General features: G+C 51.4%; 27 protein-coding genes. 8 read left to right on the top strand and 19 right to left on the bottom strand.

Translation table 11 applies throughout. The features are described from left to right. Positions 1-8: 8 nt before the first annotated feature. Together ruvA and yobI are read right to left on the bottom strand one after the other, a co-directional pair. The gene (gene ruvA, locus KXD89_RS09255) at positions 9-620 is read right to left on the bottom strand and encodes a Holliday junction branch migration protein RuvA (protein WP_000580323.1); all 612 of its coding nucleotides are present in this window, start codon (positions 618-620) and stop codon (positions 9-11) included. 138 nt (positions 621-758) lie between these two features. Then, positions 759-824, bottom strand: a complete 66-nt coding sequence (gene yobI / locus KXD89_RS09250) for a stress response small protein YobI (protein ID WP_010723105.1) — start codon at positions 822-824, stop codon at positions 759-761. Positions 825-894: 70 nt separating this feature from the next. On the opposite strand from yobI, the gene KXD89_RS09245 reads away from it, so the two are divergent. Beyond that, positions 895-1,497, top strand: coding sequence for a YebB family permuted papain-like enzyme (locus tag KXD89_RS09245; protein WP_001024932.1), 603 nt, complete (start codon positions 895-897; stop codon positions 1,495-1,497). Between the two features lies 1 nt (position 1,498). Here the strand turns inward: KXD89_RS09245 and ruvC are convergent, their stop codons facing one another. The 4 genes from ruvC to aspS form a co-directional block, all read right to left on the bottom strand. Further along, positions 1,499-2,020 (bottom strand): crossover junction endodeoxyribonuclease RuvC, encoded by a 522-nt coding sequence (ruvC, locus tag KXD89_RS09240; protein WP_001295503.1) that lies wholly within the window; start codon positions 2,018-2,020, stop codon positions 1,499-1,501. A 34-nt stretch (positions 2,021-2,054) separates the two neighbouring features. Then, entirely contained in the window at positions 2,055-2,795 is a 741-nt protein-coding gene (locus KXD89_RS09235) for a YebC/PmpR family DNA-binding transcriptional regulator (RefSeq protein WP_000907248.1), read from the bottom strand. Positions 2,796-2,823: 28 nt separating this feature from the next. Further along, on the bottom strand, positions 2,824-3,276 hold the full coding sequence (gene nudB / locus KXD89_RS09230; RefSeq protein WP_001300367.1) for a dihydroneopterin triphosphate diphosphatase: 453 nt from the start codon (positions 3,274-3,276) through the stop codon (positions 2,824-2,826). 117 nt (positions 3,277-3,393) lie between these two features. Further along, on the bottom strand, positions 3,394-5,166 hold the full coding sequence (aspS, locus tag KXD89_RS09225) for an aspartate--tRNA ligase (protein ID WP_001258678.1): 1,773 nt from the start codon (positions 5,164-5,166) through the stop codon (positions 3,394-3,396). A gap of 309 nt (positions 5,167-5,475) precedes the next feature. Here aspS and KXD89_RS09220 point away from each other — a divergent pair, with 309 nt between their 5' ends. Genes KXD89_RS09220 through cmoB form a run of 5 tightly spaced genes read left to right on the top strand, consistent with a single transcriptional unit; the run spans position 5,476 to position 9,057 of the window. Then, positions 5,476-6,042 carry a hydrolase gene (locus KXD89_RS09220; protein WP_000891621.1) on the top strand — a complete coding sequence of 189 codons (567 nt, stop codon included), beginning with the start codon at positions 5,476-5,478 and terminating at the stop codon, positions 6,040-6,042. Continuing rightward, entirely contained in the window at positions 6,039-6,857 is an 819-nt protein-coding gene (locus KXD89_RS09215; RefSeq protein WP_000639274.1) for a DUF72 domain-containing protein, read from the top strand. Before KXD89_RS09220 ends, KXD89_RS09215 begins: the two co-directional genes overlap by 4 nt. A gap of 52 nt (positions 6,858-6,909) precedes the next feature. Beyond that, the gene (locus KXD89_RS09210) at positions 6,910-7,305 is read left to right on the top strand and encodes an MAPEG family protein (protein ID WP_000252980.1); all 396 of its coding nucleotides are present in this window, start codon (positions 6,910-6,912) and stop codon (positions 7,303-7,305) included. 40 nt (positions 7,306-7,345) lie between these two features. After that, positions 7,346-8,089: a carboxy-S-adenosyl-L-methionine synthase CmoA gene (cmoA, locus tag KXD89_RS09205; RefSeq protein ID WP_000019590.1), complete on the top strand. Its 744-nt coding sequence runs from the start codon at positions 7,346-7,348 to the stop codon at positions 8,087-8,089. Continuing rightward, on the top strand, positions 8,086-9,057 hold the full coding sequence (gene cmoB, locus KXD89_RS09200; RefSeq protein ID WP_000564725.1) for a tRNA 5-methoxyuridine(34)/uridine 5-oxyacetic acid(34) synthase CmoB: 972 nt from the start codon (positions 8,086-8,088) through the stop codon (positions 9,055-9,057). Before cmoA ends, cmoB begins: the two co-directional genes overlap by 4 nt. 164 nt (positions 9,058-9,221) lie before the next feature. Here the strand turns inward: cmoB and torZ are convergent, their stop codons facing one another. From torZ to KXD89_RS09180, 4 genes are all read right to left on the bottom strand, one after another. After that, positions 9,222-11,651 (bottom strand): trimethylamine N-oxide reductase TorZ, encoded by a 2,430-nt coding sequence (gene torZ, locus KXD89_RS09195; RefSeq protein ID WP_000176781.1) that lies wholly within the window; start codon positions 11,649-11,651, stop codon positions 9,222-9,224. A 24-nt stretch (positions 11,652-11,675) separates the two neighbouring features. After that, a complete protein-coding gene (locus KXD89_RS09190; protein ID WP_001214331.1) occupies positions 11,676-12,776 on the bottom strand; it encodes a NapC/NirT family cytochrome c in 1,101 nt (366 codons plus the stop codon). A 387-nt stretch (positions 12,777-13,163) separates the two neighbouring features. After that, positions 13,164-13,910, bottom strand: a complete 747-nt coding sequence (gene cutC / locus KXD89_RS09185) for a copper homeostasis protein CutC (protein WP_001185741.1) — start codon at positions 13,908-13,910, stop codon at positions 13,164-13,166. A 13-nt stretch (positions 13,911-13,923) separates the two neighbouring features. After that, positions 13,924-14,490, bottom strand: coding sequence for a VOC family protein (locus tag KXD89_RS09180; RefSeq protein WP_001326725.1), 567 nt, complete (start codon positions 14,488-14,490; stop codon positions 13,924-13,926). A gap of 215 nt (positions 14,491-14,705) precedes the next feature. Between KXD89_RS09180 and argS the strand changes: the two genes are divergently transcribed. Next, positions 14,706-16,439 carry an arginine--tRNA ligase gene (gene argS, locus KXD89_RS09175; RefSeq protein ID WP_001025322.1) on the top strand — a complete coding sequence of 578 codons (1,734 nt, stop codon included), beginning with the start codon at positions 14,706-14,708 and terminating at the stop codon, positions 16,437-16,439. Between the two features lie 41 nt (positions 16,440-16,480). Here argS and yecV read toward each other — a convergent pair whose 3' ends face one another. After that, positions 16,481-16,525, bottom strand: a complete 45-nt coding sequence (gene yecV / locus KXD89_RS09170; protein WP_211180499.1) for a protein YecV — start codon at positions 16,523-16,525, stop codon at positions 16,481-16,483. 90 nt (positions 16,526-16,615) lie between these two features. Here yecV and KXD89_RS09165 point away from each other — a divergent pair, with 90 nt between their 5' ends. Then, the gene (locus KXD89_RS09165) at positions 16,616-17,104 is read left to right on the top strand and encodes a lysozyme inhibitor LprI family protein (protein ID WP_001299676.1); all 489 of its coding nucleotides are present in this window, start codon (positions 16,616-16,618) and stop codon (positions 17,102-17,104) included. 119 nt (positions 17,105-17,223) lie between these two features. On the opposite strand, the gene flhe is transcribed toward KXD89_RS09165, so the two are convergent. The 8 genes from flhe to tap form a co-directional block, all read right to left on the bottom strand. After that, positions 17,224-17,616: a flagellar protein FlhE gene (flhe, locus tag KXD89_RS09160; protein WP_001259583.1), complete on the bottom strand. Its 393-nt coding sequence runs from the start codon at positions 17,614-17,616 to the stop codon at positions 17,224-17,226. Next, positions 17,616-19,694, bottom strand: a complete 2,079-nt coding sequence (gene flhA, locus KXD89_RS09155; RefSeq protein WP_000066951.1) for a flagellar biosynthesis protein FlhA — start codon at positions 19,692-19,694, stop codon at positions 17,616-17,618. The genes flhe and flhA overlap by 1 nt, the downstream gene beginning before the upstream one ends. Next, positions 19,687-20,835, bottom strand: a complete 1,149-nt coding sequence (flhB, locus tag KXD89_RS09150; RefSeq protein ID WP_001278954.1) for a flagellar biosynthesis protein FlhB — start codon at positions 20,833-20,835, stop codon at positions 19,687-19,689. Before flhB ends, flhA begins: the two co-directional genes overlap by 8 nt. A gap of 201 nt (positions 20,836-21,036) precedes the next feature. Next, positions 21,037-21,681, bottom strand: a complete 645-nt coding sequence (cheZ, locus tag KXD89_RS09145) for a protein phosphatase CheZ (protein WP_000983609.1) — start codon at positions 21,679-21,681, stop codon at positions 21,037-21,039. Positions 21,682-21,691: 10 nt separating this feature from the next. After that, complete coding sequence (gene cheY, locus KXD89_RS09140) at positions 21,692-22,081, bottom strand: chemotaxis response regulator CheY (protein ID WP_000763867.1); 390 nt, start codon at positions 22,079-22,081, stop codon at positions 21,692-21,694. Between the two features lie 14 nt (positions 22,082-22,095). Then, positions 22,096-23,145 carry a protein-glutamate methylesterase/protein glutamine deamidase gene (cheB, locus tag KXD89_RS09135; RefSeq protein WP_000036361.1) on the bottom strand — a complete coding sequence of 350 codons (1,050 nt, stop codon included), beginning with the start codon at positions 23,143-23,145 and terminating at the stop codon, positions 22,096-22,098. 2 nt (positions 23,146-23,147) lie between these two features. Next, positions 23,148-24,008 carry a protein-glutamate O-methyltransferase CheR gene (gene cheR / locus KXD89_RS09130; RefSeq protein WP_000204337.1) on the bottom strand — a complete coding sequence of 287 codons (861 nt, stop codon included), beginning with the start codon at positions 24,006-24,008 and terminating at the stop codon, positions 23,148-23,150. An 18-nt stretch (positions 24,009-24,026) separates the two neighbouring features. Then, positions 24,027-25,628: a methyl-accepting chemotaxis protein IV gene (tap, locus tag KXD89_RS09125; protein WP_000483239.1), complete on the bottom strand. Its 1,602-nt coding sequence runs from the start codon at positions 25,626-25,628 to the stop codon at positions 24,027-24,029. Positions 25,629-25,631: the final 3 nt, after the last annotated feature.

The following is a 25,631-nucleotide window of genomic DNA, read 5'->3' as shown; positions in this document are numbered from 1 at the left end:
CCTTTACCTCATAACGCGGCGCGTAGGGCTTCGCGAATTAAAGTTTCACTGCTGGCGTCAGGGCGAGCGATTTTGCTCACCATGCGGCTTGCTTCTTGTGGTTTATAGCCCAGCGCCACCAGCGCGGCAACCGCTTCTTGTTCAGCATCGTCGGTCGCCGGGCTGGCAGGAGACGTGAGTACCAGGTCGGCGGCTGGCGTAAAGAGATCGCCATGCAAACCTTTAAATCGGTCTTTCATTTCAACAATCAAGCGTTCGGCGGTTTTTTTGCCAATACCCGGCAGTTTCACCAGTGCCCCCACTTCTTCACGCTCAACGGCATTAACGAACTGCTGCGCTGACATTCCGGAGAGGATCGCCAGCGCCAACTTCGGGCCGACGCCGTTGGTTTTGATCAACTCTTTGAACAATGTGCGCTCTTGTTTATTGTTAAAACCGTACAGCAGTTGCGCGTCTTCACGCACCACAAAGTGGGTGAAAACGATCGCTTCCTGACCCGCTTCAGGGAGTTCATAAAAACAGGTCATCGGCATATGCACTTCATAGCCTACGCCGCCCACTTCAATTAACACCAGCGGGGGTTGTTTTTCAATGATGATGCCTCTGAGTCTGCCTATCACATGACGCTCCTGCGTAATGAATCAAAGATAATGCTGTATGATAAAAAAATGCTGGATAGATATCCAGCGAAGGATGAAGAAAACTTGCGAGGTGTCTCGATGAACTGAAAAATGGCACAGTATAATTTATTCTACAGGTTATATTGGAAGCAAATATTTTAATATTACATATTCAGTGAAGAAATGCGTAATAAAAATATACATTGCGCCTCCTGAAAAAATAAATTTTTTATGCTATTACGTATATTTGTATCTATTTCAATGGAATGACAACGTGAATATTAATTACCCTGCTGAATATGAAATTGGAGATATCGTCTTTACATGTATAGGTGCTGCCTTATTTGGTCAAATATCAGCTGCATCAAATTGCTGGAGTAATCACGTCGGGATCATTATCGGTCATAACGGTGAAGACTTCCTGGTTGCAGAAAGCCGGGTTCCCCTTTCAACCATCACCACGCTATCTCGTTTTATTAAACGTTCGTCTAATCAACGCTATGCTATAAAGCGATTAGACGCTGGGCTGACAGAACGACAAAAACAACGAATTGTTGAACAGGTTCCCTCCCGGCTACGCAAACTTTACCACACCGGTTTTAAATACGAATCTTCGCGCCAGTTCTGTTCAAAATTTGTTTTTGATATTTATAAAGAAGCGCTATGTATTCCGGTGGGTGAAATAGAGACGTTTGGAGAATTGTTAAATAGCAATCCGAATGCAAAACTCACTTTCTGGAAATTCTGGTTCCTGGGTTCTATTCCGTGGGAGCGTAAAACCGTCACGCCAGCCAGTTTGTGGCATCATCCGGGTTTGGTGTTGATTCATGCGGAGGGAGTGGAAACGCCTCAGCCGGAACTGACCGAGGCGGTATAACTTAACGCAGTCGCCCTCTCGCCAGGTTCAGCCGCGATTCGCTCATCTGCATCGCATTCTGACTAACGTGGCAGTGGGTGATAGCAATCGCCAGCGCATCGGCGGCATCCGCCTGTGGATTAGCGGGCAGTTTCAGCAAGGTGCGGACCATATGCTGCACCTGGCTTTTTTCGGCACTGCCAATACCTACCACCGTTTGCTTTACCTGACGTGCCGCGTATTCAAATACTGGCAACTCCTGATTCACCGCCGCCACAATCGCCACGCCGCGCGCCTGGCCCAGTTTCAGGGCTGAGTCAGCGTTCTTTGCCATAAAGACTTGTTCAATGGCGAAATAATCAGGCTGGAACTGGGTGATGATTTCCGTCACGCCCGCATAGATGAGTTTCAGACGAGACGGTAAATCATCCACTTTGGTGCGGATGCATCCGCTACCCAGGTAGGACAGTTGCCTACCTACCTGGCGGATGACGCCGTAGCCGGTCACGCGCGAACCCGGATCAATGCCGAGAATAATAGCCATCACGCGTCTCCGTTTTGCTGTTTAGCAGGCCTCATCAGAGAGTCGCTGCGACCTCATCAGAGATTTCACCGTTATGGTAAACTTCCTGCACGTCGTCGCAATCTTCCAGCATATCGATCAGACGCATCAGTTTCGGTGCGGTTTCTGCATCCATATCAGCTTTGGTAGACGGGATCATGGAAACTTCCGCGCTGTCTGCTTTCAGACCTGCCGCTTCCAGAGCGTCGCGCACTTTACCCATTTCTTCCCATGCAGTGTAGACATCAATCGCGCCGTCATCATAGGTCACAACGTCTTCAGCACCTGCTTCCAGTGCTGCTTCCATGATGGTGTCTTCATCGCCTTTCTCGAAGGAGATCACGCCTTTTTTGCTGAACAGATAGGCAACGGAACCATCAGTACCGAGGTTACCGCCACATTTGCTAAATGCATGACGCACTTCAGCAACGGTACGGTTGCGGTTGTCAGACAGACATTCAATCATGATTGCCGTGCCGCCAGGACCGTAACCTTCGTAGATGATGGTTTCCATGTTTGCATCATCATCACCGCCCACACCACGTGCAATTGCGCGGTTCAGTGTGTCACGGGTCATGTTGTTAGACAGTGCTTTATCCACCGCCGCACGCAGACGCGGGTTAGCGTCCGGATCGCCACCGCCCAGCTTAGCCGCGGTTACCAGCTCACGAATGATTTTAGTGAAGATTTTACCGCGCTTAGCATCCTGCGCAGCTTTACGATGTCTGGTGTTGGCCCATTTACTATGACCTGCCATAAAAATATCTCCAGATAGCCCTGCCTGTTCAGGCAGCGTTAATTACAAACTGTTCAATCGCCTGCCGGTTGCTCCAGGACTTAGTGAGCGCCGCCGCAGCAGGCGCATCAAGCCACTTGTAAGCCAGATGTTCAGTGAAAACGATCTGCCGCTCGTGCGGAAGCGCAAGACAGAACCATGATTCCGTATTACGCGTCACGCCCGGCGCATAGCGATGACGTAAATGTGAAAAAATTTCAAACTCTACCGTGCGCTGACAGTCAATTAAGGTCAGTTGTTCAGCGACAACATCAATGGTGACCTCTTCCTTTACTTCGCGCATGGCAGCTTGCGGCGCGGTTTCACCCTCTTCCACGCTGCCGGTTACCGACTGCCAGAAATCGGGATCGTCACGCCGCTGCAACATCAGCACCCGTTTCGTATCTTGTGCGTAGATGACCACTAAGATCGAAACGGGACGCTTATACACTTTATCCTTCACGCTGCCTCTTCGTTGACTGCCTTCGCTCATCCCATTCACATAGTTATCTATGCTCATGGGAGTTCACTCAGTTGCCGCCTCGATGCAACGCGAATGATTTCGTGTATTTGAGTCATATCAGTTATTCTCAGCCTTCTTCACAACCTGAATGCTCAGCTCAGCCAGTGCAGTCGGGTTAGCAAAGCTCGGTGCTTCAGTCATCAGACACGCTGCCGCCGTGGTTTTCGGGAAGGCGATAACGTCACGGATATTGTCGGTGCCGGTCAGCAGCATGGTCAGACGGTCAAGACCGAATGCCAGACCTGCGTGCGGCGGAGTACCGTATTTCAGAGCGTCGAGCAGGAAGCCGAATTTCTCGCGCTGTTCCTCTTCGTTGATACCCAGAATACCAAACACCGTCTGCTGCATATCACCATTATGGATACGTACTGAACCACCGCCCACTTCGTAACCATTGATGACCATATCGTAAGCGTTCGCCACCGCATTTTCCGGTGCAGCTTTCAGTTCTGCAGCCGTCATATCTTTCGGTGAGGTGAACGGATGGTGCATTGCCGTCAGGCCGCCTTCACCGTCGTCTTCAAACATCGGGAAGTCGATAACCCACAGCGGTGCCCATTTGCTTTCGTCGGTCAGACCAAGGTCTTTACCCACTTTCAGGCGCAGTGCACCCATCGCGTCGGCAACAATTTTCTTGTTGTCGGCACCGAAGAAAATCATATCGCCATCTTGCGCGGCAGTACGATCCAGGATGTCTTCGATGATTTCTGCATTAAGGAACTTCGCTACCGGGCTGTTGATACCTTCCAGACCTTTCGCGCGTTCGTTAACTTTGATGTAAGCCAGACCTTTCGCGCCGTAGATTTTAACGAAGTTACCGTATTCGTCGATCTGCTTACGGGTCAGCGATGCGCCGCCCGGAACGCGCAGAGCCGCTACGCGACCTTTCGGATCGTTCGCCGGACCTGCAAATACAGCAAACTCAACAGATTTCAGCAGATCAGCAACGTCAGTCAGTTCCATCGGGTTACGCAGATCCGGTTTATCAGAACCATAACGGCGTTCTGCTTCCGCAAAGGTCATTACCGGGAAATCGCCCAGATCCACACCCTTCACTTCCAGCCACAGATGACGCACCAGCGCTTCCATCACTTCACGCACTTGCGGCGCGGTCATGAAAGAAGTTTCCACATCGATCTGAGTAAATTCAGGCTGACGGTCAGCACGCAGGTCTTCGTCACGGAAGCATTTAACGATCTGATAGTAACGGTCAAAACCGGACATCATCAGCAGCTGTTTGAACAACTGCGGGGATTGCGGCAGTGCGTAGAATTTACCTTTGTGCACACGAGAAGGCACCAGGTAGTCACGCGCGCCTTCCGGCGTGGCTTTGGTCAGCATCGGAGTTTCGATGTCGAGGAAGCCGTGGTCATCCATAAAACGGCGCACCAGGCTGGTGATTTTAGCGCGGGTTTTCAGGCGCTGAGCCATTTCCGGACGACGCAGGTCGAGGTAGCGGTATTTCAGACGCGCTTCTTCGGTGTTGACGTGGTTAGAGTCAAGCGGCAGAACATCTGCGCGGTTGATGATAGTCAGCGAGGACGCCAGCACTTCGATTTCGCCGGTCGCCATATCGCGGTTAATATTTTTTTCGTCACGCGCACGTACGGTGCCCGTGACCTGAATGCAGAACTCATTACGCAGTTCAGAGGCCAGCTTTAACGCGTCCGCACGATCCGGATCGAAAAATACCTGCACGATACCTTCGCGGTCGCGCATATCGATGAAGATCAGGCTACCAAGATCACGACGACGGTTGACCCAACCACACAGAGTCACCTGCTGCCCCACGTGGGACAAACGGAGCTGTCCACAATATTCTGTACGCATGAGATATCCCTTAACTTAGCTGCCGGCGGATGCCCCCTGCTGCGCAGGTGACCAAGTCGCAGCGTTAGCTGTATGTCACAACTGAATGAAAAAAGGCGGCTATTATACTGGAAATTCTGCCGCACCGTAAGAGCCTGGCCCGCGCTGGAACGCCTCGTTACCACTTTATATCGGGCCTGAAATCAGACTCTACGCCAGTTTGCTATAAAGGTGTTGCCCGAACTCATAAAAATTAACAAAATTTGTCGTTCCGCCATCGGCTAATCGCATTAAGGTGTGAGGCACGATTTTGTTTTTTCAGGAGTCATTATGCTTGAACTTAATGCTAAAACCACTGCGCTGGTGGTGATCGATTTACAAGAAGGCATCTTACCTTTTGCCGGTGGTCCACATACTGCCGATGAGGTAGTTAATCGCGCCGGGAAGCTGGCGGCGAAATTTCGCGCCAGCGGTCAGCCCGTGTTTCTGGTGCGCGTTGGCTGGTCTGCCGATTACGCTGAAGCATTAAAACAGCCGGTCGATGCGCCCTCACCGGCTAAAGTGTTGCCCGAAAATTGGTGGCAACATCCTGCTGCATTAGGTGCAACCGACAGCGATATCGAAATCATCAAACGTCAATGGGGTGCGTTTTACGGTACGGATCTGGAGTTGCAATTACGCCGCCGAGGTATCGATACAATAGTGTTATGTGGGATCTCGACCAATATCGGTGTTGAATCCACCGCCCGCAATGCCTGGGAACTTGGCTTTAATCTGGTGATTGCCGAAGACGCCTGTAGTGCCGCCAGCGCCGAGCAGCACAATAACAGTATCAACCATATCTACCCGCGCATCGCCCGTGTGCGTAGCGTGGAAGAGATCCTCAACGCGTTATGATTTACATCGGTCTACCGCAATGGTCGCATCCTAAATGGGTGCGGTTGGGGATCACCAGCCTTGAAGAGTATGCCCGCCACTTTAACTGCGTGGAGGGCAACACCACGCTTTACGCCCTGCCGAAACCCGAGGTTGTCCTGCGCTGGCGTGAGCAGACCACAGATGACTTCCGCTTCTGTTTTAAGTTTCCGGCGACCATTTCGCATCAGGCAGCATTACGGCATTGCGATGATTTAGTGACTGAATTTTTGACCCGCATGTCACCGTTGGCTCCGCGCATTGGGCAATACTGGCTGCAACTGCCTGCCACATTCGGCCCACGGGAGCTGCCTGCGCTTTGGCATTTTCTCGATTCTCTTCCTGGCGAATTTAATTATGGCGTGGAAGTCCGCCATCCACAGTTTTTCGCCAAAGGAGAAGAGGAACAAACGCTTAATCGCGGTTTACATCAGCGCGGCGTTAATCGGGTGATTTTAGACAGCCGCCCGGTTCATGCAGCACGTCCACACAGTGAAGCTATTCGCGACGCTCAACGAAAAAAACCTAAAGTTCCGGTACATGCTGTACTGACGGCGACAAATCCGCTGATCCGTTTTATCGGTAGTGATGATATGACGCAAAACCGGGAATTATTTCAGGTCTGGTTACAAAAATTAGCGCAGTGGCATCAGACCACTACGCCTTATCTTTTTTTACATACGCCAGACATTGCCCAGGCACCGGAACTGGTACATACCCTGTGGGAAGACTTACGTAAAACGCTTCCAGAGATCGGAGCAGTTCCGGCTATTCCACAGCAATCTTCTCTTTTCTGAATTTGCCACCTATCATAGACAGGTGCCATCGGCCATTTTAAAGGGAGTTTGTATGGTAAGCGCGCTGTACGCCGTTTTAAGTGCGTTGTTATTAATGAAGTTCTCTTTTGATGTCGTTCGCCTGCGAATGCAGTACCGCGTTGCCTATGGCGACGGCGGTTTTAGCGAACTGCAAAGCGCTATTCGCATTCATGGTAACGCGGTGGAATATATTCCCATCGCGATTGTGCTGATGCTGTTTATGGAAATGAATGGCGCAGAAACCTGGATGGTGCATATTTGCGGCATCGTTTTGCTTGCTGGTCGTCTGATGCATTATTACGGTTTTCATCACCGTCTGTTCCGCTGGCGACGTTCCGGCATGAGCGCCACCTGGTGTGCGCTGTTGCTGATGGTGCTGGCGAATCTTTGGTATATGCCCTGGGAGTTGGTTTTCTCCCTGCGTTAGCGCACAATACGCCACTTTCTTTTTCCCGGATTTTTACGTTATGTCTCACCGCGACACGCTATTTTCTGCCCCTATCGCCAGACTGGGCGACTGGACCTTTGATGAACGGGTAGCTGAAGTCTTCCCGGATATGATCCAGCGTTCCGTACCCGGCTATTCCAATATTATTTCCATGATTGGTATGTTAGCCGAGCGCTTCGTTCAACCTGGTACGCAGGTTTACGATCTGGGTTGTTCTCTGGGCGCGGCGACGCTCTCGGTGCGTCGCAACATTCATCATGATAATTGCAAAATTATTGCCATCGACAACTCCCCGGCGATGATTGAACGCTGCCGTCGTCATATTGACGCCTATAAAGCCCCTACGCCAGTAGACGTCATTGAAGGTGATATTCGCGATATCGCCATTGAAAACGCATCGATGGTGGTGCTGAATTTTACCCTGCAATTCCTGGAACCTTCCGAGCGCCAGGCGTTACTGGATAAAATTTATCAAGGGCTGAACCCCGGCGGCGCGCTGGTGCTTTCGGAAAAATTCAGTTTCGAAGATGCCAAAGTTGGTGAACTGTTGTTCAACATGCACCACGACTTTAAACGTGCCAACGGTTACAGCGAACTGGAGATCAGCCAGAAGCGCAGCATGCTGGAAAACGTGATGCTGACCGATTCCGTGGAAACCCATAAAGCACGCCTGCATAACGCCGGTTTTGAGCATAGTGAGCTGTGGTTCCAGTGCTTTAACTTTGGTTCACTGGTGGCATTAAAAGCAGAGGACGCTGCATGATCGACTTTGGTAACTTTTATTCTCTGATTGCCAAAAATCATCTTTCACACTGGCTCGAAACGCTGCCCGCGCAGATTGCTAACTGGCAGCGCGAGCAGCAGCACGGGTTGTTTAAGCAGTGGTCAAATGCGGTGGAGTTTCTACCTGAAATTAAACCGTATCGTCTTGATTTATTGCATAGCGTTACGGCAGAAAGCGAAGAGCCACTGAGCGCAGGGCAAATTAAACGCATTGAAACGCTGATGCGCAACCTGATGCCGTGGCGCAAAGGGCCGTTCTCACTGTATGGCGTCAACATCGATACCGAATGGCGTTCCGACTGGAAATGGGATCGTGTTCTGCCCCATCTTTCTGATTTAACCGGACGCACCATTCTGGATGTCGGCTGCGGCAGCGGTTATCACATGTGGCGCATGATTGGCGCAGGCGCGCACCTCGCGGTGGGGATCGACCCTACGCAACTGTTTCTGTGCCAGTTTGAAGCGGTGCGTAAACTACTGGGTAATGATCAGCGCGCGCATTTGTTACCGTTAGGTATTGAACAACTTCCGGCACTGAAAGCCTTTGATACCGTCTTTTCGATGGGCGTGCTTTACCATCGCCGTTCACCGCTGGAGCATCTATGGCAGTTGAAAGATCAACTGGTCAATGAAGGTGAACTGGTGCTGGAAACGCTGGTTATTGATGGTGATGAGAACACGGTGCTGGTACCAGGCGATCGTTACGCGCAAATGCGTAATGTCTATTTCATCCCTTCCGCGCTGGCGCTGAAAAACTGGCTGAAGAAGTGTGGTTTTGTAGATATCCGCATTGCGGATGTGAGCGTTACCACCACAGAAGAGCAGCGACGCACCGAATGGATGGTTACCGAATCGCTGGCCGATTTCCTCGACCCACATGATCCGGGTAAAACGGTGGAAGGTTATCCGGCACCTAAACGCGCGGTGCTGATTGCGCGCAAGCCGTAAAGGTCTGGTATTACTGCCGGATGCGGCGTGAACGCCTTATCCGGCCTACAAAACCTTGCTAATTCAATATATTGCAGGGACTATGTAGGCCTGATAAGCATAGCGCATCAGGCAGCTTTACGTTTGCATAACCTCAGCGCCCGTTTCCGGGCGCTATTCACGTCTTACGCCTGAACAGCTGGCTGATCAAACGCCGTTAACTTCGGTGCATTGCCCGTATATTTTTCGATATACACCAACGCTGAGTTACCGGCACAGGCATTTGCCAGCTGCGAGCTGGGGATATCCGCCGTTAACACGTTCGCACTGCCGTTTTTACACAAGCCATTTTCCAGATCTGGCCATGCACCTTCATGCACGCATACCACGCCTTTTTTGATCCCGTCAGTCACCACCGCGCCTGTCAAAATCTGACCACGTTTGTTCCAGACACGCACCAGATCGCCATTCGCAATACCAAAGCGTGCAGCATCTTCGGTGTGAATAGTGATTGGTTCACGATCGGCGATCGCATATTTTTTACGCAGTTCCGCATAGTTAAGCTGACTGTGTAAACGGTGTGCCGGATGTGCGGTCAGAAGCTGTAACTGCTTCTCGTCGGCGGTACCTTTCCATTCATCAGGAGCCAGCCAGGTTGGGTGTGCCGGGCAATCCTTATAGCCAAATTTTTCCAACGTTTTTGAATAGATTTCAATTTTGCCGCTTGGCGTACCCAGCGCATTTTTCACCGGATCGGCGCGGAAATCACCATAACGAACGTACTGTTCGTTCTTCTCGCTGTGGCGCATTTCGATCAGTTTATTTTGCTGCCAGAAGGCATTAAACATTGGCATAGTGACGCGTTGCGCACGGGCACCTTTCTGAGCGGCATCATAGAAAAATTTCAGCCACGCCATTTCATCTTTACCTTCGGTATAGATCTCTTTTCCGCCAGGTTTGAGTAATTCCGCAAGATCGGCAAACACGTCAAAATCGTTACGCGCTTCAAATTGCGGAGCAACAGCCTGCTTCATCGGCACAATATGCTGGTTGCTGTAATCACCGGTCATCGTCAAGTCATTGCGCTCAAACGATGTGGTGATCGGTAATACGATATCTGCGTGTTTGGCTGCTGCGGTCCAGTAGCATTCAGAAACGACGATCATCTCCGGTTTCTGCCATGCTTTAATCAGACGATTAGTATCCTGGTGATGGGTAAAGTTACCGCCACCCGCCCACCAGATCATTTTGATATTCGGATACGTTTGTTCTTTACCGTTATGCTGATATTTGCCGCCAGGATTTTCCAGCGCATCGACGATACGGGCAACAGGAATCGCCGTCATTCCGCCATCATCAGCGGCCTCGCTGGCATGTCCGGCAATCGCCGCAGACATTTCCGGCAGCACGCCGCCAACACGCGTCGGGTTGCCACCGTTGGAGTAATGATAAGAGAAACCAAAACCGCCGCCCGGTGTACCAATCTGCCCTAACATCGCCGCCAGCGTCACCAGCATCCAGTGTTTCTGTTCACCATATTGCTGGCGCTGAATTCCCCAGCCTGCCATCAGCATTGTGCGATTCGCCGCCATCAGTTCAGCGAGTTTGACTATCTGCGCTTCCGGTACGCCAGTAATTTCCGCCGCCCAGACCGCGCTCTTCGGCGTATTATCGCTCTTACCTGTCAGATACTCTTCAAACTGCGGATACCCGGTAGTGTATTTTTCAAGGAACACTTTATCGTGTTTGCCTTGTGTCATCAGGGTATGCGCAATCCCTAACATCAGTGCCACGTCGGTGCCCATATTCGGCGCGATCCAGGTGGCATTATCGTCAAAGAATTCGATGGTTTCGGAGCGGATAGGATCAATGGCAATCACTGGTTTGCCAGATTTTTTCAGCTGATGGAAGTATTCCAGCCCTTGCTCATCGGTACTGCTCCAGGCAATTTTTAAGGTATTCAGCGGGTTCATTCCCCACAGCACCACAACCTGGCTGTTTTCCAGAATCAGCGGCCAGGAGGTCTGCTGTTCATACACCTCTACAGAACCGACCACATGCGGCATGATCACCTGTGCTGCCCCGGTTGAATAATCGCCGCTATGCCCGGAATAACCGCCCGCCAGGTTCATATAACGTTGCAGTAAGGTTTGCGCTTTATGCAACACGCCAGAAGAGCGCCAGCCGTAAGATCCGGCAAAAATGGCCGATGGTCCGTTAGCTTTACGAATACGATCATGTTGCTCATGAATCAGTTTTAATGCCTGTTCCCAGCTCACCTGTACATAGGTATCTTCGCCACGACCTTTCGCCGGTTGCAGTGGATTATCGAGATAGCTTTTTCTCACCATCGGATGCTGAATACGCGCCGTGGTGTGTACCTGATCCGCCGCCGTAGACTGTAAGGAATTCGGTATGGTTTTCGCCAGCGCGCCTGTTGAAGAAACAATCTTGCCGTCCTTCACTTCTACGTTCATCGCTCCCCAACGTCCCGCGGTGAGGATTTTACCGCCCTTCTCTTCTGCCCATGCGGGGAGCGGTGCTGCCGATGTCACCACCAGCGCTCCAGCGGCAATACCGCTGTGTTTAATAAATTCACGTCTTGTTAATGTCATAACTTCCTCCCTGATCAACGAGGATCACTGTTTCTCGGTAATATCTTTGGCGTTGTACTGGAAATACCGCGTTAAAATGTCCAGTTCGTTTTCGCTCATGCTGGTTCGTGCCCCCATTCCTTTGGCAATGGACGGCCACGCATTGACGGTGTAATGGTCGGCGGCAATAGGGGCATGACAACCAGCGCAATAGGTATCGTCAAGTTTTTCAGCGTATTGCCATAGCGGTTTACGGTCCGCTAATGCGGGATCGGTAAGCGCACCCTGTAAAGACGCCTGACGCCATTGATTGCCGTATTCGTCAGCCTGCCATTCCCCGTTTACAGTGAGCGCCTTGATACCTTCTTCACTTAATGTGGCTAGCGCCAGCCGTTGACCTGCCGCCAGGTAGAGCGTGTTTTCACTGCCCTGCATTTGATAACCCTGCAACAGAACGATCGGCTGTTTGCCACTGGCATCAACGACGGTGAGATCGGTTCCAGGATTCACGGTAGCCAGCTCGCCTATGTGAGAAGTTTTGAAAGGATAAATATGTGCGCCATTAGTAACTGAAGTAGCGGCCTGACTTTCCAGCTCATGCGCCGCGTTGTCATCCATTTTTATTTCTGGCGGAAAATGGGCAATGCCTTTATGACAATCGATACAGGTTTCGCTGTCCTTTTGTGCTTTGTTATGCATTTTCTGCGCAGATTCACTTTGCGAGGCAATATCCATGGCATCAAAAGAATGGCAACTACGGCACGTTGCAGAGTCAGTGGCTTTTAATTCTTTCCATACTGTTTCGGCCATTTCCTGGCGATGAGCTTCGAACTTATCGTCACTGTCTATTTTGCCGCTAACAAATTCATGATAAATATCTTTAGATGCCTTTAATTTAGCAAATAAATAATCCATCCCTGACTTTGGAATATGGCAATCGGCACATTCCGCACGTATCCCTTTCTGGTTCGAAAAGTGGACAGTTCCCTGATATTCCTCAAAAGGTTTACTCATCGAGTGGCAGGAAAGGCAAAATGCTGTATCCGACGTTTTATGTAAGACTTTTTGCGCCAGCAATAACCCGCCGCCACCAACCACAACCGCTATCAGCAAAAACAATAACCCAATGCGTTTTTTCCCTCGCATAGATTCCTCTAATTAAATTACTGGACACCGAAATCATTGTATAATTAAATATACAACGAATTAACCGCTTGCATAATTAGGCACAACACTGCCTGAAACAATCGATAAAGAATATGATTTATTACAATGTAATCATTAATTGCTAAGGAATAACCCAGTTGCTATTTAGAATATATATTTATCAGTTTTAGTAATTTAAATCCCATAATTAATGTGAATATATACAATATTTTTAGCACAACGCTATGCGCACTGTCACCCGCTCAACAGATCACGGTTATCGTTCGTTTTTTATACTGTTCAGGGATAAAAAAAGGCCCCTGTTGAAATTGCAGGGGCCTGGTACGAGCAAGCATCATATTGGGCGACATGATGCAACGGTAAAAATCATTTGGCCTGATGGCGTTCAATGATTCCTTTCATTTCAGCAACCGCCGCCCCGTCTACGATATAACGCGAATACTCGTCCGCGTGTTCATCTGATGACATGGACAATCCTTGATTACGATAACGCATCGGTGAGGCTTGCCACGCTCCCGCGGAGCTATGGACTTCCAGCACTCCGGCATCGAGGAAGTGGTGCAGGTTTTCTGCACGGACTCCTGCTCCGGCCATAATGATTGGAGCATCACGATGGGCAATAAGTTCCATAATTTTTGATAAACCTTGCAGTGCGTCTGATTTTTGCCCTGATGTCAGTACCCGGGCAATGCCCAATTCCGCAAGATTATTGAGTGTATATAAAGGGTTAGCGCACATATCGAAGGCGCGATGAAAAGTCACTGCCAGCGGACCGGCAGCAGCCATTATTTTTTCCATTCGTGGCATATCGACATTCCCGTCAACATCGAGAACGCCCGTCACCAGTCCAGGAAAACCTAATTCGCGGACCGTGCGCACATCCTCAAGAATGGCGGCAAACTCACCGTCGCTGTAGCAAAAATCACCACCGCGTGGGCGAATTATCGGATGCACAGGGATCGTCACCCGCTGGCGCACGGATTTCAGTACACCCAACGACGGCGTTAAGCCCCCCTCTTTTGGGGCTGCGCATAATTCAACTCTGTCTGCGCCGTTTTGCTGCGCCGTTAGTGCACATTCCATGCTGTAACAGCAAATTTCCAGTAATGCCATTTTTACTCCTTAATTACGCCGACTGCTCGCTGGCAACGATCTCTTCAATGGACCACGGATGAAACTTAATAGTTGTTTTGCCATCGGTGACCGCCAGCGTCGGATTCGGTAATCGCTCATGCTCACCTTTTGGCGAACTGGTTTTCACTGAGATCCCCGGTAGGCTGAGTCCTTCATCAGAAAGCAATGCCAGCGCACGGGCATTCAGCGTTTCTGGATCACCCGGCAGAACGATTTCAATATGTTCCCAACCTTCGTGTGGGTAACGTTTTTCCCCGGGCCACGGTAGCTCCACAATAGAAAACTGCCAGTGCGCAACCTGTACCGGTTCATGCAATTTAAACAGACAAATCGGTCTGCCATTGATCATATTTTCTGACAAAAGCTCGCCACACTGTTCAAACCCGCGACGCCAGCGTTCAGCAGTGGCGTTTTGATGGCAACGCAAAGAAATGTGATCGGCAGTCAGCGGAGTGATATTCAACCCCAGACGGCGGGAAAGTTCATCTAATGCGTGGATAAATCGCGGTAAATCCGATGCAATATCCTGCAGCTCGTCGATAGATTGCCAGTTCGCCATAATCACTCTTCGTCTTTCAGTAAAAGCGTTAATTTACCCTGTTGCCCTGTGCCAACCAACCGCTGATTTCACGCCGCTTCTGATGCAATAGTGAAAACGGCAATACGCCACGCGCACGTTGCTGACGAAAACAGCCATTTGCAGTATACTCCCGCCCTAATTTCTTTAACTGGTGCGGGCAATTTTTGCTCGCTTCATCAATGTAAGGTATTCCGGTGAATATTCAGGCTCTTCTCTCAGAAAAAGTCCGTCAGGCCATGATTGCGGCAGGCGCGCCTGCGGATTGCGAACCGCAGGTTCGTCAGTCAGCAAAAGTTCAGTTCGGCGACTATCAGGCTAACGGCATGATGGCAGTTGCTAAAAAACTGGGTATGGCACCGCGACAATTAGCAGAGCAGGTGCTGACTCATCTGGATCTTAACGGTATCGCCAGCAAAGTTGAGATCGCCGGTCCAGGCTTTATCAACATTTTCCTTGATCCGGCATTCCTGGCTGAACATGTTCAGCAGGCGCTGGCGTCCGATCGTCTCGGTGTTGCTACGCCAGAAAAACAGACCATTGTGGTTGACTACTCTGCGCCAAACGTGGCGAAAGAGATGCATGTCGGTCACCTGCGCTCTACCATTATTGGTGACGCAGCAGTGCGTACTCTGGAGTTCCTCGGTCACAAAGTGATTCGCGCAAACCACGTCGGCGACTGGGGCACTCAGTTCGGTATGCTGATTGCATGGCTGGAAAAGCAGCAGCAGGAAAACGCCGGTGAAATGGAGCTGGCTGACCTTGAAGGTTTCTACCGCGATGCGAAAAAGCATTACGATGAAGATGAAGAGTTCGCCGAGCGCGCACGTAACTACGTGGTAAAACTGCAAAGCGGTGACGAATATTTCCGCGAGATGTGGCGCAAACTGGTCGACATCACCATGACGCAGAACCAGATCACCTACGATCGTCTCAACGTGACGCTGACCCGTGATGACGTGATGGGCGAAAGCCTCTACAACCCGATGCTGCCAGGAATTGTGGCGGATCTCAAAGCCAAAGGTCTGGCAGTAGAAAGCGAAGGGGCGACCGTCGTATTCCTTGATGAGTTTAAAAACAAGGAAGGCGAACCGATGGGCGTGATCATTCAGAAGAAAGATGGCGGCTATCTCTACACCACCACTGATATCGCCTGTGCGAAATATCGTTATGAAACACTGCATGCCGATCGCGTGCTGTATTACATCGACTCCCGTCAGCATCAACACCTGATGCAGGCATGGGCGATCGTCCGTAAAGCAGGCTATGTACCGGAATCCGTACCGCTGGAACACCACATGTTCGGCATGATGCTGGGTAAAGACGGCAAACCGTTCAAAACCCGCGCGGGTGGTACAGTGAAACTGGCCGATCTGCTGGATGAAGCCCTGGAACGTGCACGCCGTCTGGTGGCAGAAAAGAACCCGGATATGCCAGCCGACGAGCTGGAAAAACTGGCTAACGCGGTTGGTATTGGTGCGGTGAAATATGCGGATCTCTCCAAAAACCGCACCACGGACTACATCTTCGACTGGGACAACATGCTGGCGTTTGAGGGTAATACCGCGCCATACATGCAGTATGCATACACGCGTGTATTGTCCGTGTTCCGTAAAGCAGAAATTGACGAAGAGCAACTGGCTGCAGCTCCGGTTATCATCCGTGAAGATCGTGAAGCGCAACTGGCAGCTCGCCTGCTGCAGTTTGAAGAAACCCTCACCGTGGTTGCCCGTGAAGGCACGCCGCATGTAATGTGTGCTTACCTGTACGATCTGGCCGGTCTGTTCTCTGGCTTCTACGAGCACTGCCCGATCCTCAGCGCAGAAAACGAAGAAGTGCGTAACAGCCGTCTAAAACTGGCACAACTGACGGCGAAGACGCTGAAGCTGGGTCTGGATACGCTGGGTATTGAGACTGTAGAGCGTATGTAATCGATTTTTCGTGAGAGTGAAGCCTGATCAGGGTTAGCCGATCAGGCTTTTTTATTGCCATCTAAATGTATTCTGAAAATGGACATGCCATTGTTTTCTCACTGTTGGATAAGAGGCCAGAAGCGTAATATCCGGCCCCAGGGAAACGATAACGGTTGAATTTAAGGAATACCGCAGTGTTTAAATTTCTTGTATTAACATTAGGCATTATCTCTTGCCAGGCTTACGCAGAAGATACGGTTATAGTAAACGACCATGACATTTCAGCCATCAAAGATTGTTGGCAAAAAAATTCAGATGATGATACTGACGTTAACGTGATCAAATCATGCCTGCGACAAGAATACAATCTCGTCGATGCGCAATTAAATAAAGCCTATGGTGAAGCTTATCGTTATATAGAACAAGTGCCACGCACAGGTGTAAAAAAACCTGATACCGAACAACTTAACTTGCTTAAAAAATCACAGCGAGCCTGGCTGGATTTTAGGGACAAAGAATGTGAATTAATCCTTTCAAATGAGGACGTTCAGGATTTAAGTGACCCTTATTCTGAATCAGAATGGCTCTCATGTATGATCATACAGACCAATACGCGAACTCGCCAGTTGCAGCTATACCGTAACTCTGAAGATTTTTATCCAAGCCCTTTGACAAGAGGATAATTCACATCTTTTTGGCATGTTTTGTTGCAAGCTATTCCTGATAAATAATTGCAACAAGACATCGAGCCTTTTTCACTGAGTTATTAAACATACTCGCGAGCGCGTAATTTTTTTGTCCTTCAGCGATAATTCACAATCACTTCATTACGTTGTACCTTTAGCGGTGGAATTAACCGCCCACCGCCTGGCACTTCCCAGATAAATCGCAACGGTTCTGCTGCCGCTATACCGGAAAAGGCCACGGTGGTTCCGCTCTGCCCCTCTAATTCGACACAACGAGATTGCGAACACAAGCGAACCCGCAGTCCTGAAGGTGTCGGGCCGATAAGCTGATAACGCCACGCTACCAGCGTCATCAATCCTGAAGCAGGTTGTCGCGTAGAAAGAGGCGCAGACGACATCGACTCACCGCGATGATTTAGCGTAATTCCTACACTACTTGCCTGCCACATCCCCTCCCCGGCGGCTTGCACCAGCAGCGGAAACAATAATATTGCTAATAAGGTTCTCATTATTTGCCGCCAATTGTCGCCGTCATGCGGATATGTCGGTTATCAGACAGTTCCAGATTCGACAGGACCACTAACTGCGGCAAGCTGCGGCGCAGGAAGCGAGACAATAATGGTCGCAGCGCGTGGTTCACCAACAATACTGGCGGCGCACCCAGCATCTCCTGACGGGATAGCGCTTCCTGAGTTTGCGCCAGTAAACGATCCGCCAGCCCTGGCTCCAGTCCTCCCCCGCCCTGCAGCGCCTGTAGTAACAAACGTTCCAGCGGTGTATCGAGGCCAATAACATGGACTTCATCTTTGCCAGGAAACCACTGCTGGGTAATCGCCCGTCCCAACGCCACGCGCACGACGGCGGTTAATTCATGTGGATCGCTTTGGATGGGCGCATGTTCCGCCAGCGTTTCGAGAATGGTGCGCATATCGCGAATCGGTACTTTTTCATCGAGGAGATTTTGCAGCACTTTATGCAGTGTGGTGAGCGTGACGACGCCAGGAACGAGATCTTCCGTCAGCTTTGGCATCTCCTGGGCGACGCGATCCAACAGCTGTTGCGCCTCCTGACGACCAAACAGCTCTGCGGCATGCTGGCTAATGAGGTGGTTAAGATGCGTTGCTACCACCGTGCTGGCCTCAACCACTGTGTACCCCTGAATCTGCGCCTGTTCTTTTAGCGCACTTTCAATCCAGATAGCATTCAGGCCAAATGCCGGATCGACGGTCGCCTCACCAGGTAACGTCCCGGCAGCGGTTCCAGGGTTAATCGCCAGCCAGCGCCCCGGATAAGCATCACCACTGCCAATCTCCACGCCTTTCATCAAAATGCGATAGCGGGCAGGTTGCAGATCCATATTGTCGCGAATGTGCACCACTGGCGGCAGAAATCCCATCTCCTGGGCAAATTTCTTGCGGATACTGCGTATACGGCCCAACAACTCACCATCCTGCTGGAAATCGACCATCGGGATCAGTCGATAACCCACTTCCATTCCCAGAGAATCTTCCAGTTGTACATCGTTCCACGTCGCTTCGACAACGGTATTATTCTCTGCCATTTTTACCGGTTTGGGTTCGGCAGGCGCTTTTTGTTCGCGTCCGCGTATCCACCAGGCCAGCCCGAGCAATCCGGCAGTGAACAGCAAAAATACCAGGTTCGGCATTCCAGGCACCAGGCCGAGTAAACCGAGCACGGCGGCGCTTAACAACATAACGCTTGGGTTACTGAAAAGCTGATTCACCATCTGCTCGCCAACATCCTGATCGGTGCTGACACGCGTAACGATGACCCCCGCGGCGGTAGAAATCACCAGCGCCGGAATTTGTGCCACCAGACCGTCGCCAATGGTCAATAGCGTATAACTTTCCGCCGCGTGTCCCATGCTCATGCCATGTTGCAGCACGCCGACCAGCAACCCGCCGACAATGTTAATGACCATGATGAGGATCCCGGCGATGGCATCGCCGCGAACAAACTTACTTGCCCCGTCCATTGAGCCGTAAAAATCGGCTTCCTGAGTCACTTCGGAGCGGCGTTTTTTCGCCTCATCTTCACCAATCAATCCGGCGTTAAGGTCGGCGTCAATCGCCATCTGCTTACCCGGCATACCATCGAGAACAAAGCGCGCACCCACTTCTGCGATACGCCCGGCACCTTTGGTAATGACCATAAAGTTGATGATCACGAGAATGACAAACACCACGATACCGATAGCGAAATTGCCACCAACGAGGAAGTGACCGAACGCTTCGACCACCTTCCCTGCCGCCGCCGCGCCGGTATGCCCTTCCATTAAAATGATACGGGTTGAAGCCACGTTAAGTGCCAGACGCAACAGCGTGGTAAACAACAGAATGGTCGGAAACGCAGCAAACTCAAGCGTGCGCTGGGTAAACATCGCCACCAGCAACACCATGATCGACAAGGCAATATTGAAGGTAAACAACAGGTCGAGTATGAATGCGGGCAGTGGCAGCACCATCATCGACAAGATCAACAGGATCAAAATCGGTCCGGCAAGGATCTGCCATTGTGTCGATTTCAGGTTTGCGGGCAGGCGCAGCATCGCGGCCAGATTACTCATGGGTCGGTTTCTCGTTAATAAAATCCAGGGCTTCCGGCACCGGAAGATGAGTAGGTTGTACAGGGCGCTGTCCACCAGCCAGACGCCAGCGTTTCAGTTGCCAGACCCAGGCCAGCACTTCCGCCACCGCGGCGTACAGTTGACCCGGGATTTGTTGACCAATCTCCGCATGTCGATACAGCGCTCGCGCCAGCGGCGGCGCTTCAAGCGTCGGGACGTTATTTTCAGCGCCAATTTCACGAATGCGCAGCGCGACCAGCCCTGCACCTTTAGCGACCACTTTCGGTGCGCTCATTTTGTTTTCGTCATACTGCAACGCTACCGAATAGTGGGTCGGGTTATTGACAATGACATCCGCTTTCGGCACATCGGCCATCATCCGACGCCGTGCAGCAGCTCGCTGCATCTGACGGATCCGCCCTTTAACATGAGGGTCACCTTCGCTTTGTTTGAACTCATCACGAATATCCTGCCGTGACATACGCAGCTTTTTCAGGTGGCTGAATATTTGGAAAAAGACGTCAAATCCCACCATTGGAATGACACCAAGCACCACCAGCAGTGCGCATAGCCCTACCAAATCCATCGCATTACCCATGGCGGTAATCGGAGACTCGGCCATCAAGCGCATCATCTGCGGCCAGTGATGCCAGAGAAAAAACCCCGTCACGCTGCCAACCAGGATGGTTTTCAAAATTGCTTTAAGCAACTCCGCGCCAGTCTGAGCCGAGAACATCCGTTTAATGCCCGGTAGCGGGTTGAGTTTGGAAAACTTCGGCTGCAAGGATTTGCCGCTAAATACCAGCCCTCCCAGCATGACCGGAGAAATGAGCGCCACCAGCACCACGCCGCTAATCAGCGGCAGCAGCGCCAGCATGGCTTCTCTGATCAGCAGAATAATCTGCCCGAGGATCAGATTCGGGTCATTGATAATACTGTGATCAAAATGCAGCCCAGCGGAGAGCATGCCCGACAATCGACGGGCCAGCGACACACCGCCAAACCAGATAACACTAACGCCCACCAGCAAAATCAGCAGTGAGGTCAGTTCACGGGAACGCGGGATTTGCCCCTCTTCCCGCGCTTTTTCTAGTCGGTGAGGTGTGGGGGCTTCTGTTTTGTCGTCGCTCTCGTCAGACACGTCGCCAATCCTGGAAAGAGTATTAAGCGTGAATGATGCCAGAGCGCAAAGCGTTCAATGGTTTGAGTAAGGGGCAAAACAGGCGGGATTTAGGGCTTTTGCTGCCACACATCAAGCATAGTGTGCGTTTGTCGGATGCGGCGTCATCGCCTTATCAGACCGCCTGATATGACGTGGTCACGCCACATCAGGCAATACAAATCAAAATCCAAGACTATCCAACAAATCGTCCACCTGATCCTGACTGGCTACCACACCGGCTTTGCTGGTATCGACCTGAGGTCCATTAAGCAAACTCTGGTTTTCACGTTTTGGACGCGACTCCTGTTCCGGGATGTTTTCCAACAGCACCATCAGCAACTGGCGTTCGATCTCCTGAATGACATCCATCATCCGCTTAATGACCTGCCCGGTGAGATCCTGAAAATCCTGCGCCATCATGATTTCCAGCAGTTGCGCGTTAGTAAAGCTGGTATGCGCGGGTACATCTGCCAGAAATTGTCGTGTATCTGTTACCAGTTCACGGGCGTCGGCAAGGTCAATCGGATCGGCAAACCAGTCATCCCAACGTTGGGTTAACGCTTTTGCTGATTTCTCCATTTGATCCTGATGCGGTTGTGACGCCTCAACACTGTTCAGCGCCCGCTCCGCAGCCTGGGCGGTCATCTGCACAACATAGTACAAACGATCGCGCGCATCGGGGATGGCTTCCGCCGCTTCGGCAATGGCCTGATCCAGCCCCAGTTCCCGCAAACTGTCGCGCAGCATACGCGTCAGGCTGCCGATGCGCGCAATGATATCGCCAGCTGAATGCTCGTCAGCAGGTTTGATTGATGGTTGCATCATAGTCGCATCCTCACATGCCCAGTTTCTCAAAGATTTTGTTGAGTTTTTCCTCCAGCGTCGCGGCGGTAAATGGCTTCACCACATAGCCACTGGCCCCCGCTTGCGCCGCAGCAATGATGTTCTCTTTCTTCGCTTCTGCAGTCACCATTAACACTGGCAATGCCGACATCGCGCCATCCGCACGAATTGTTTTCAGCAATTCCAGGCCATCCATATTGGGCATGTTCCAGTCGGAGATAACAAATCCATAACCGCCTGCCTGCAACTTATTGAGAGCGTCGACGCCATCTTCCGCTTCCTCAACATTATTGAATCCCAGCTCTTTCAGCAGGTTACGCACTATGCGTCGCATGGTGGAAAAGTCATCCACAACCAAAAATTTAAGTTCTTTATCCGCCATTTCACACTCCTGATTTAAATACGTATCGCCTGTCCGGCACTAATTTTTGCCAACATTTGCTGGCTTACCTGGCTAAGATCGACCACTTCGCAGACACCACCCATATTGATGGCCTCGCGCGGCATGCCGAACACCACGCAACTTGCTTCGTTTTGCGCAAGGGTCCATGCCCCCGCCTGACGCATCGCCAACATTCCCGCCGCGCCGTCGTTGCCCATACCGGTCAGGATCACCCCAACCGCATTACGCCCCGCCTGTTTGGCGACAGAATGGAACAACACATCTACCGAAGGCCGATGACGGTTAACCGCCGGGCCATCGTGAATTTTGATTTGGTAATTTGCGCCACTACGCGACAGCTCCATATGCCGATCGCCCGGCGCAATATAGGCATGCCCCGGCAAGACACGTTCTCCGTCTTCGGCTTCTTTAACCCCGATCTGGCAAAGCTTATTAAGTCTGTCGGCAAAAGAGCGGGTGAAACCGGGCGGCATATGCTGGGTAATTAACAGTGCCGGGCTGGAAAGCGGCAACGGTTGCAGTACGTGACGAATTGCCTCAGTTCCACCCGTTGAAGCACCAATCGCAATCAGTTTTTCAGAACTCAACAACGGCCCCGCCTTCAGCGTTGTCGGTGCCGACAATGGCTTATGTGCTGCAAGGCTCGCCTTTGCTGCCGTACGCACCTTTTCAGCAATCATTTCGTTATACGCCAGCATACCTTCGCGAATACCCAGTTGCGGTTTGGTGACAAAATCTATCGCCCCCAGCTCCAGCGCGCGCAGCGTGACTTCTGACCCTTTGCCGGTCAGGGAAGAAACCATCACAACGGGCATTGGACGCAAACGCATTAATTTTTCGAGGAAATCCAGTCCGTCCATCCGCGGCATTTCAACATCCAGCGTCAGCACATCGGGATTGAATTTCTTAATCAAGTCACGCGCGACCAGCGGATCAGGCGCGGTCGCCACCATTTCCATGTCGCTATGGCTGTTGATGATTTCTGTCATGATCTGGCGCATCAGTGCCGAATCATCGACAGATAACACCCTGATTTTGCTCATCGTTAATCCTTACTTAGCGCATACACCGTCTGACCACGCAGCGTGAAGCGGCGCTCAAGGTGGCTAAAGTTTTCAGAGTGACCCGCAAACAGCAATCCGTCGGGTTTAAGGAGCGGAACAAAGCGGCGCAAAATCTCCTGCTGGGTAGTTTGATCGAAGTAGATCATGACGTTACGACAGAAGATCGCATCAAACGGCCCCGGCACGGTGTACTGTTTCGCCAGTAGATTCAGCGGGGCAAAATCAACATAGTTCGCCAGCTCCTGACGCACGCGTACCAGCCCTTCATGCGGCCCCGTCCCTCGCATGAAATACCGTTGCAGTTGCTGCGGCGTCAGGTTTTTCAACTCTTCATGGCGATAGATACCGCTTCTGGCTTTTTCCAGCACTTCGGTGTCGATATCACTGGCAAACACTTTCCAGCGTCCGGGCGCGGTGCCCAATGTGTCAGCCAGCGTCATCGCAATGCTGTACGGCTCTTCGCCGGTCGAAGCCGCCGCGCTCCATACGCGATACTCGCCAGAACGGCGACGTGCGTGATCCGCGAGCAGAGGGAAATGATGTGCCTCACGGAAAAATGCCGTCAGATTCGTGGTCAGCGAATTGATAAACGCCTGCCACTCACCGCTGTGCTGATTAGATTCCAGCAAGTTCAGATAATGACCGAAATCCGTCAGTCCCAGCGAACGCAAACGACGAACCAGTCGGTTGTAAACCATGTCGCGTTTATGGTCAGCCAGAACGATCCCGGCTCGTTGATAGATCAATTGACTTATCCGCCGAAAATGCGCGTCGGAAAGCGCCAGGCGCTCGGTCATCTGTAACAATAAAGACGTTTGCCCACAGGGCAGAGATGAAGTCATAGCGCCTTCTCAATCACTTCAGGATACCACTGGCGCAATTTGTAACTGCACCGACTCATGTCGTGCTACTTCATGTTCTTCAAGGGTAAATACCGCCACACGCGACGAAAGATGGTCGGCCTGATTCGCCAGTTGTTCCGTTGCCACCGCCGCTTCTTCTACCAGCGAGGCGTTCTGCTGAGTCACCTGATCCATCTGGCTGACAGCCTGTGCAACCTGCTCAATCCCCCGCTGTTGTTCTTCCGACGCAGAGGCAATTTCTCCCATAATGTCGTTCACGCGGGTCACCGAACTGACAATATCGATCATGGTCGCGGCGGCGTTATTCACCAGTTTCGAACCCTGCTGGACACGATTGACTGACTCTTCGATCAGCCCTTTGATCTCTTTTGCTGCCTGCGCGCTACGGCTGGCAAGATTGCGCACTTCACCTGCCACTACCGCAAAACCACGCCCCTGCTCTCCGGCGCGAGCCGCTTCCACTGCCGCATTCAGGGCCAGAATATTGGTCTGGAAAGCAATTCCGTCGATAACGCTGATAATGTCGCCAATTTTTTGCGAGCTGGTGGCGATCTCCTGCATGGTGTGAGTCATGGTACTGACCTGAACACCGCCCGCCTGCGCCGTTGTCGCGGCATTTTTTGCCAGTTCCGACGCCTGTCGTGCGTTATCGGCGTTTTGCCCTACCGTGGCGGTTAATTGCTCCATACTGGCGGCCGTTTGTGCCAGCGATGCCGCCTGCTGTTCGGTACGACTTGAGAGATCGTTATTGCCTGCGACAATCTCCGCGATACCAATGTGCATCTCCTGGCTTCCCTTACGCACATCACTTACCGTCCCACGCAAAGCCTGCTGCATGGTCTTCAGACTGGCAAAAATGGCGGTGATCTCATTACGACCATATACCGCAATCGGACGCGCCAGATTACCCGCAGCAATGCTGTCAAAATGGCTACCGATAATGGCCAGTGGTTGAACAATCATCTTGCGCGTCCACCACAGCGCACTGCTGATGTAGATCGCCGCAACAATAATCATGCTGATAAACACCAGTGCCGAAATCTGATAGTTACGCTGGCTTTGCGCACTGGCGGCTTCCAGCACATGGTTGATCTCCAGCTGCCAGGCCTCAAAGTTAACGTCAAACGCATTCTGTGATCCCTGCACCGGCGCAGTGAGGAAATCCGAAAGTTGATTACTTTCAAGCCAGGTCGCCTGATGTTCGAGATCGTTGTGCCAGCGGGCAAAACTTTTCTCCGTCTCTTTTTGCAATCCCCTGACGTGCTCGTTGCCCGCAGTCATCGCCATAAAACTTTTAAACAGCGTGGTGGATTGCGTCAGACTGGCGCGCGCCGTCGTCATCAACGTTTTAATGTCATCCGCCGGATAGCTAAGTGCCGTCAGAGTGCCCGCTTTGTTCAGCGCGGTACTGGCCTGTAACATTACCGCCCGAGTTTGCGCTAATGCCGCACGTTGCTGATTGCTCTGCTCGACCTGATTCAGTCGTTGCAAATCGTCGCGAAATGCCCAAAAAGACATGCCGTTACTGCCAATCTGCAAGATCCCGCAGAGAATCAAAATTAAAAACAGCGTGGTCGAAATTCGAATACGATTAAACATCAA

It is taken from the genome of Escherichia sp. TC-EC600-tetX4 (assembly GCF_019356055.1).
In the GTDB taxonomy this organism is placed as follows: domain Bacteria; phylum Pseudomonadota; class Gammaproteobacteria; order Enterobacterales; family Enterobacteriaceae.
The sequence above is the reverse complement of the archived record's forward strand: the minus strand, read 5'-3'. Positions and strand labels throughout refer to the sequence as shown.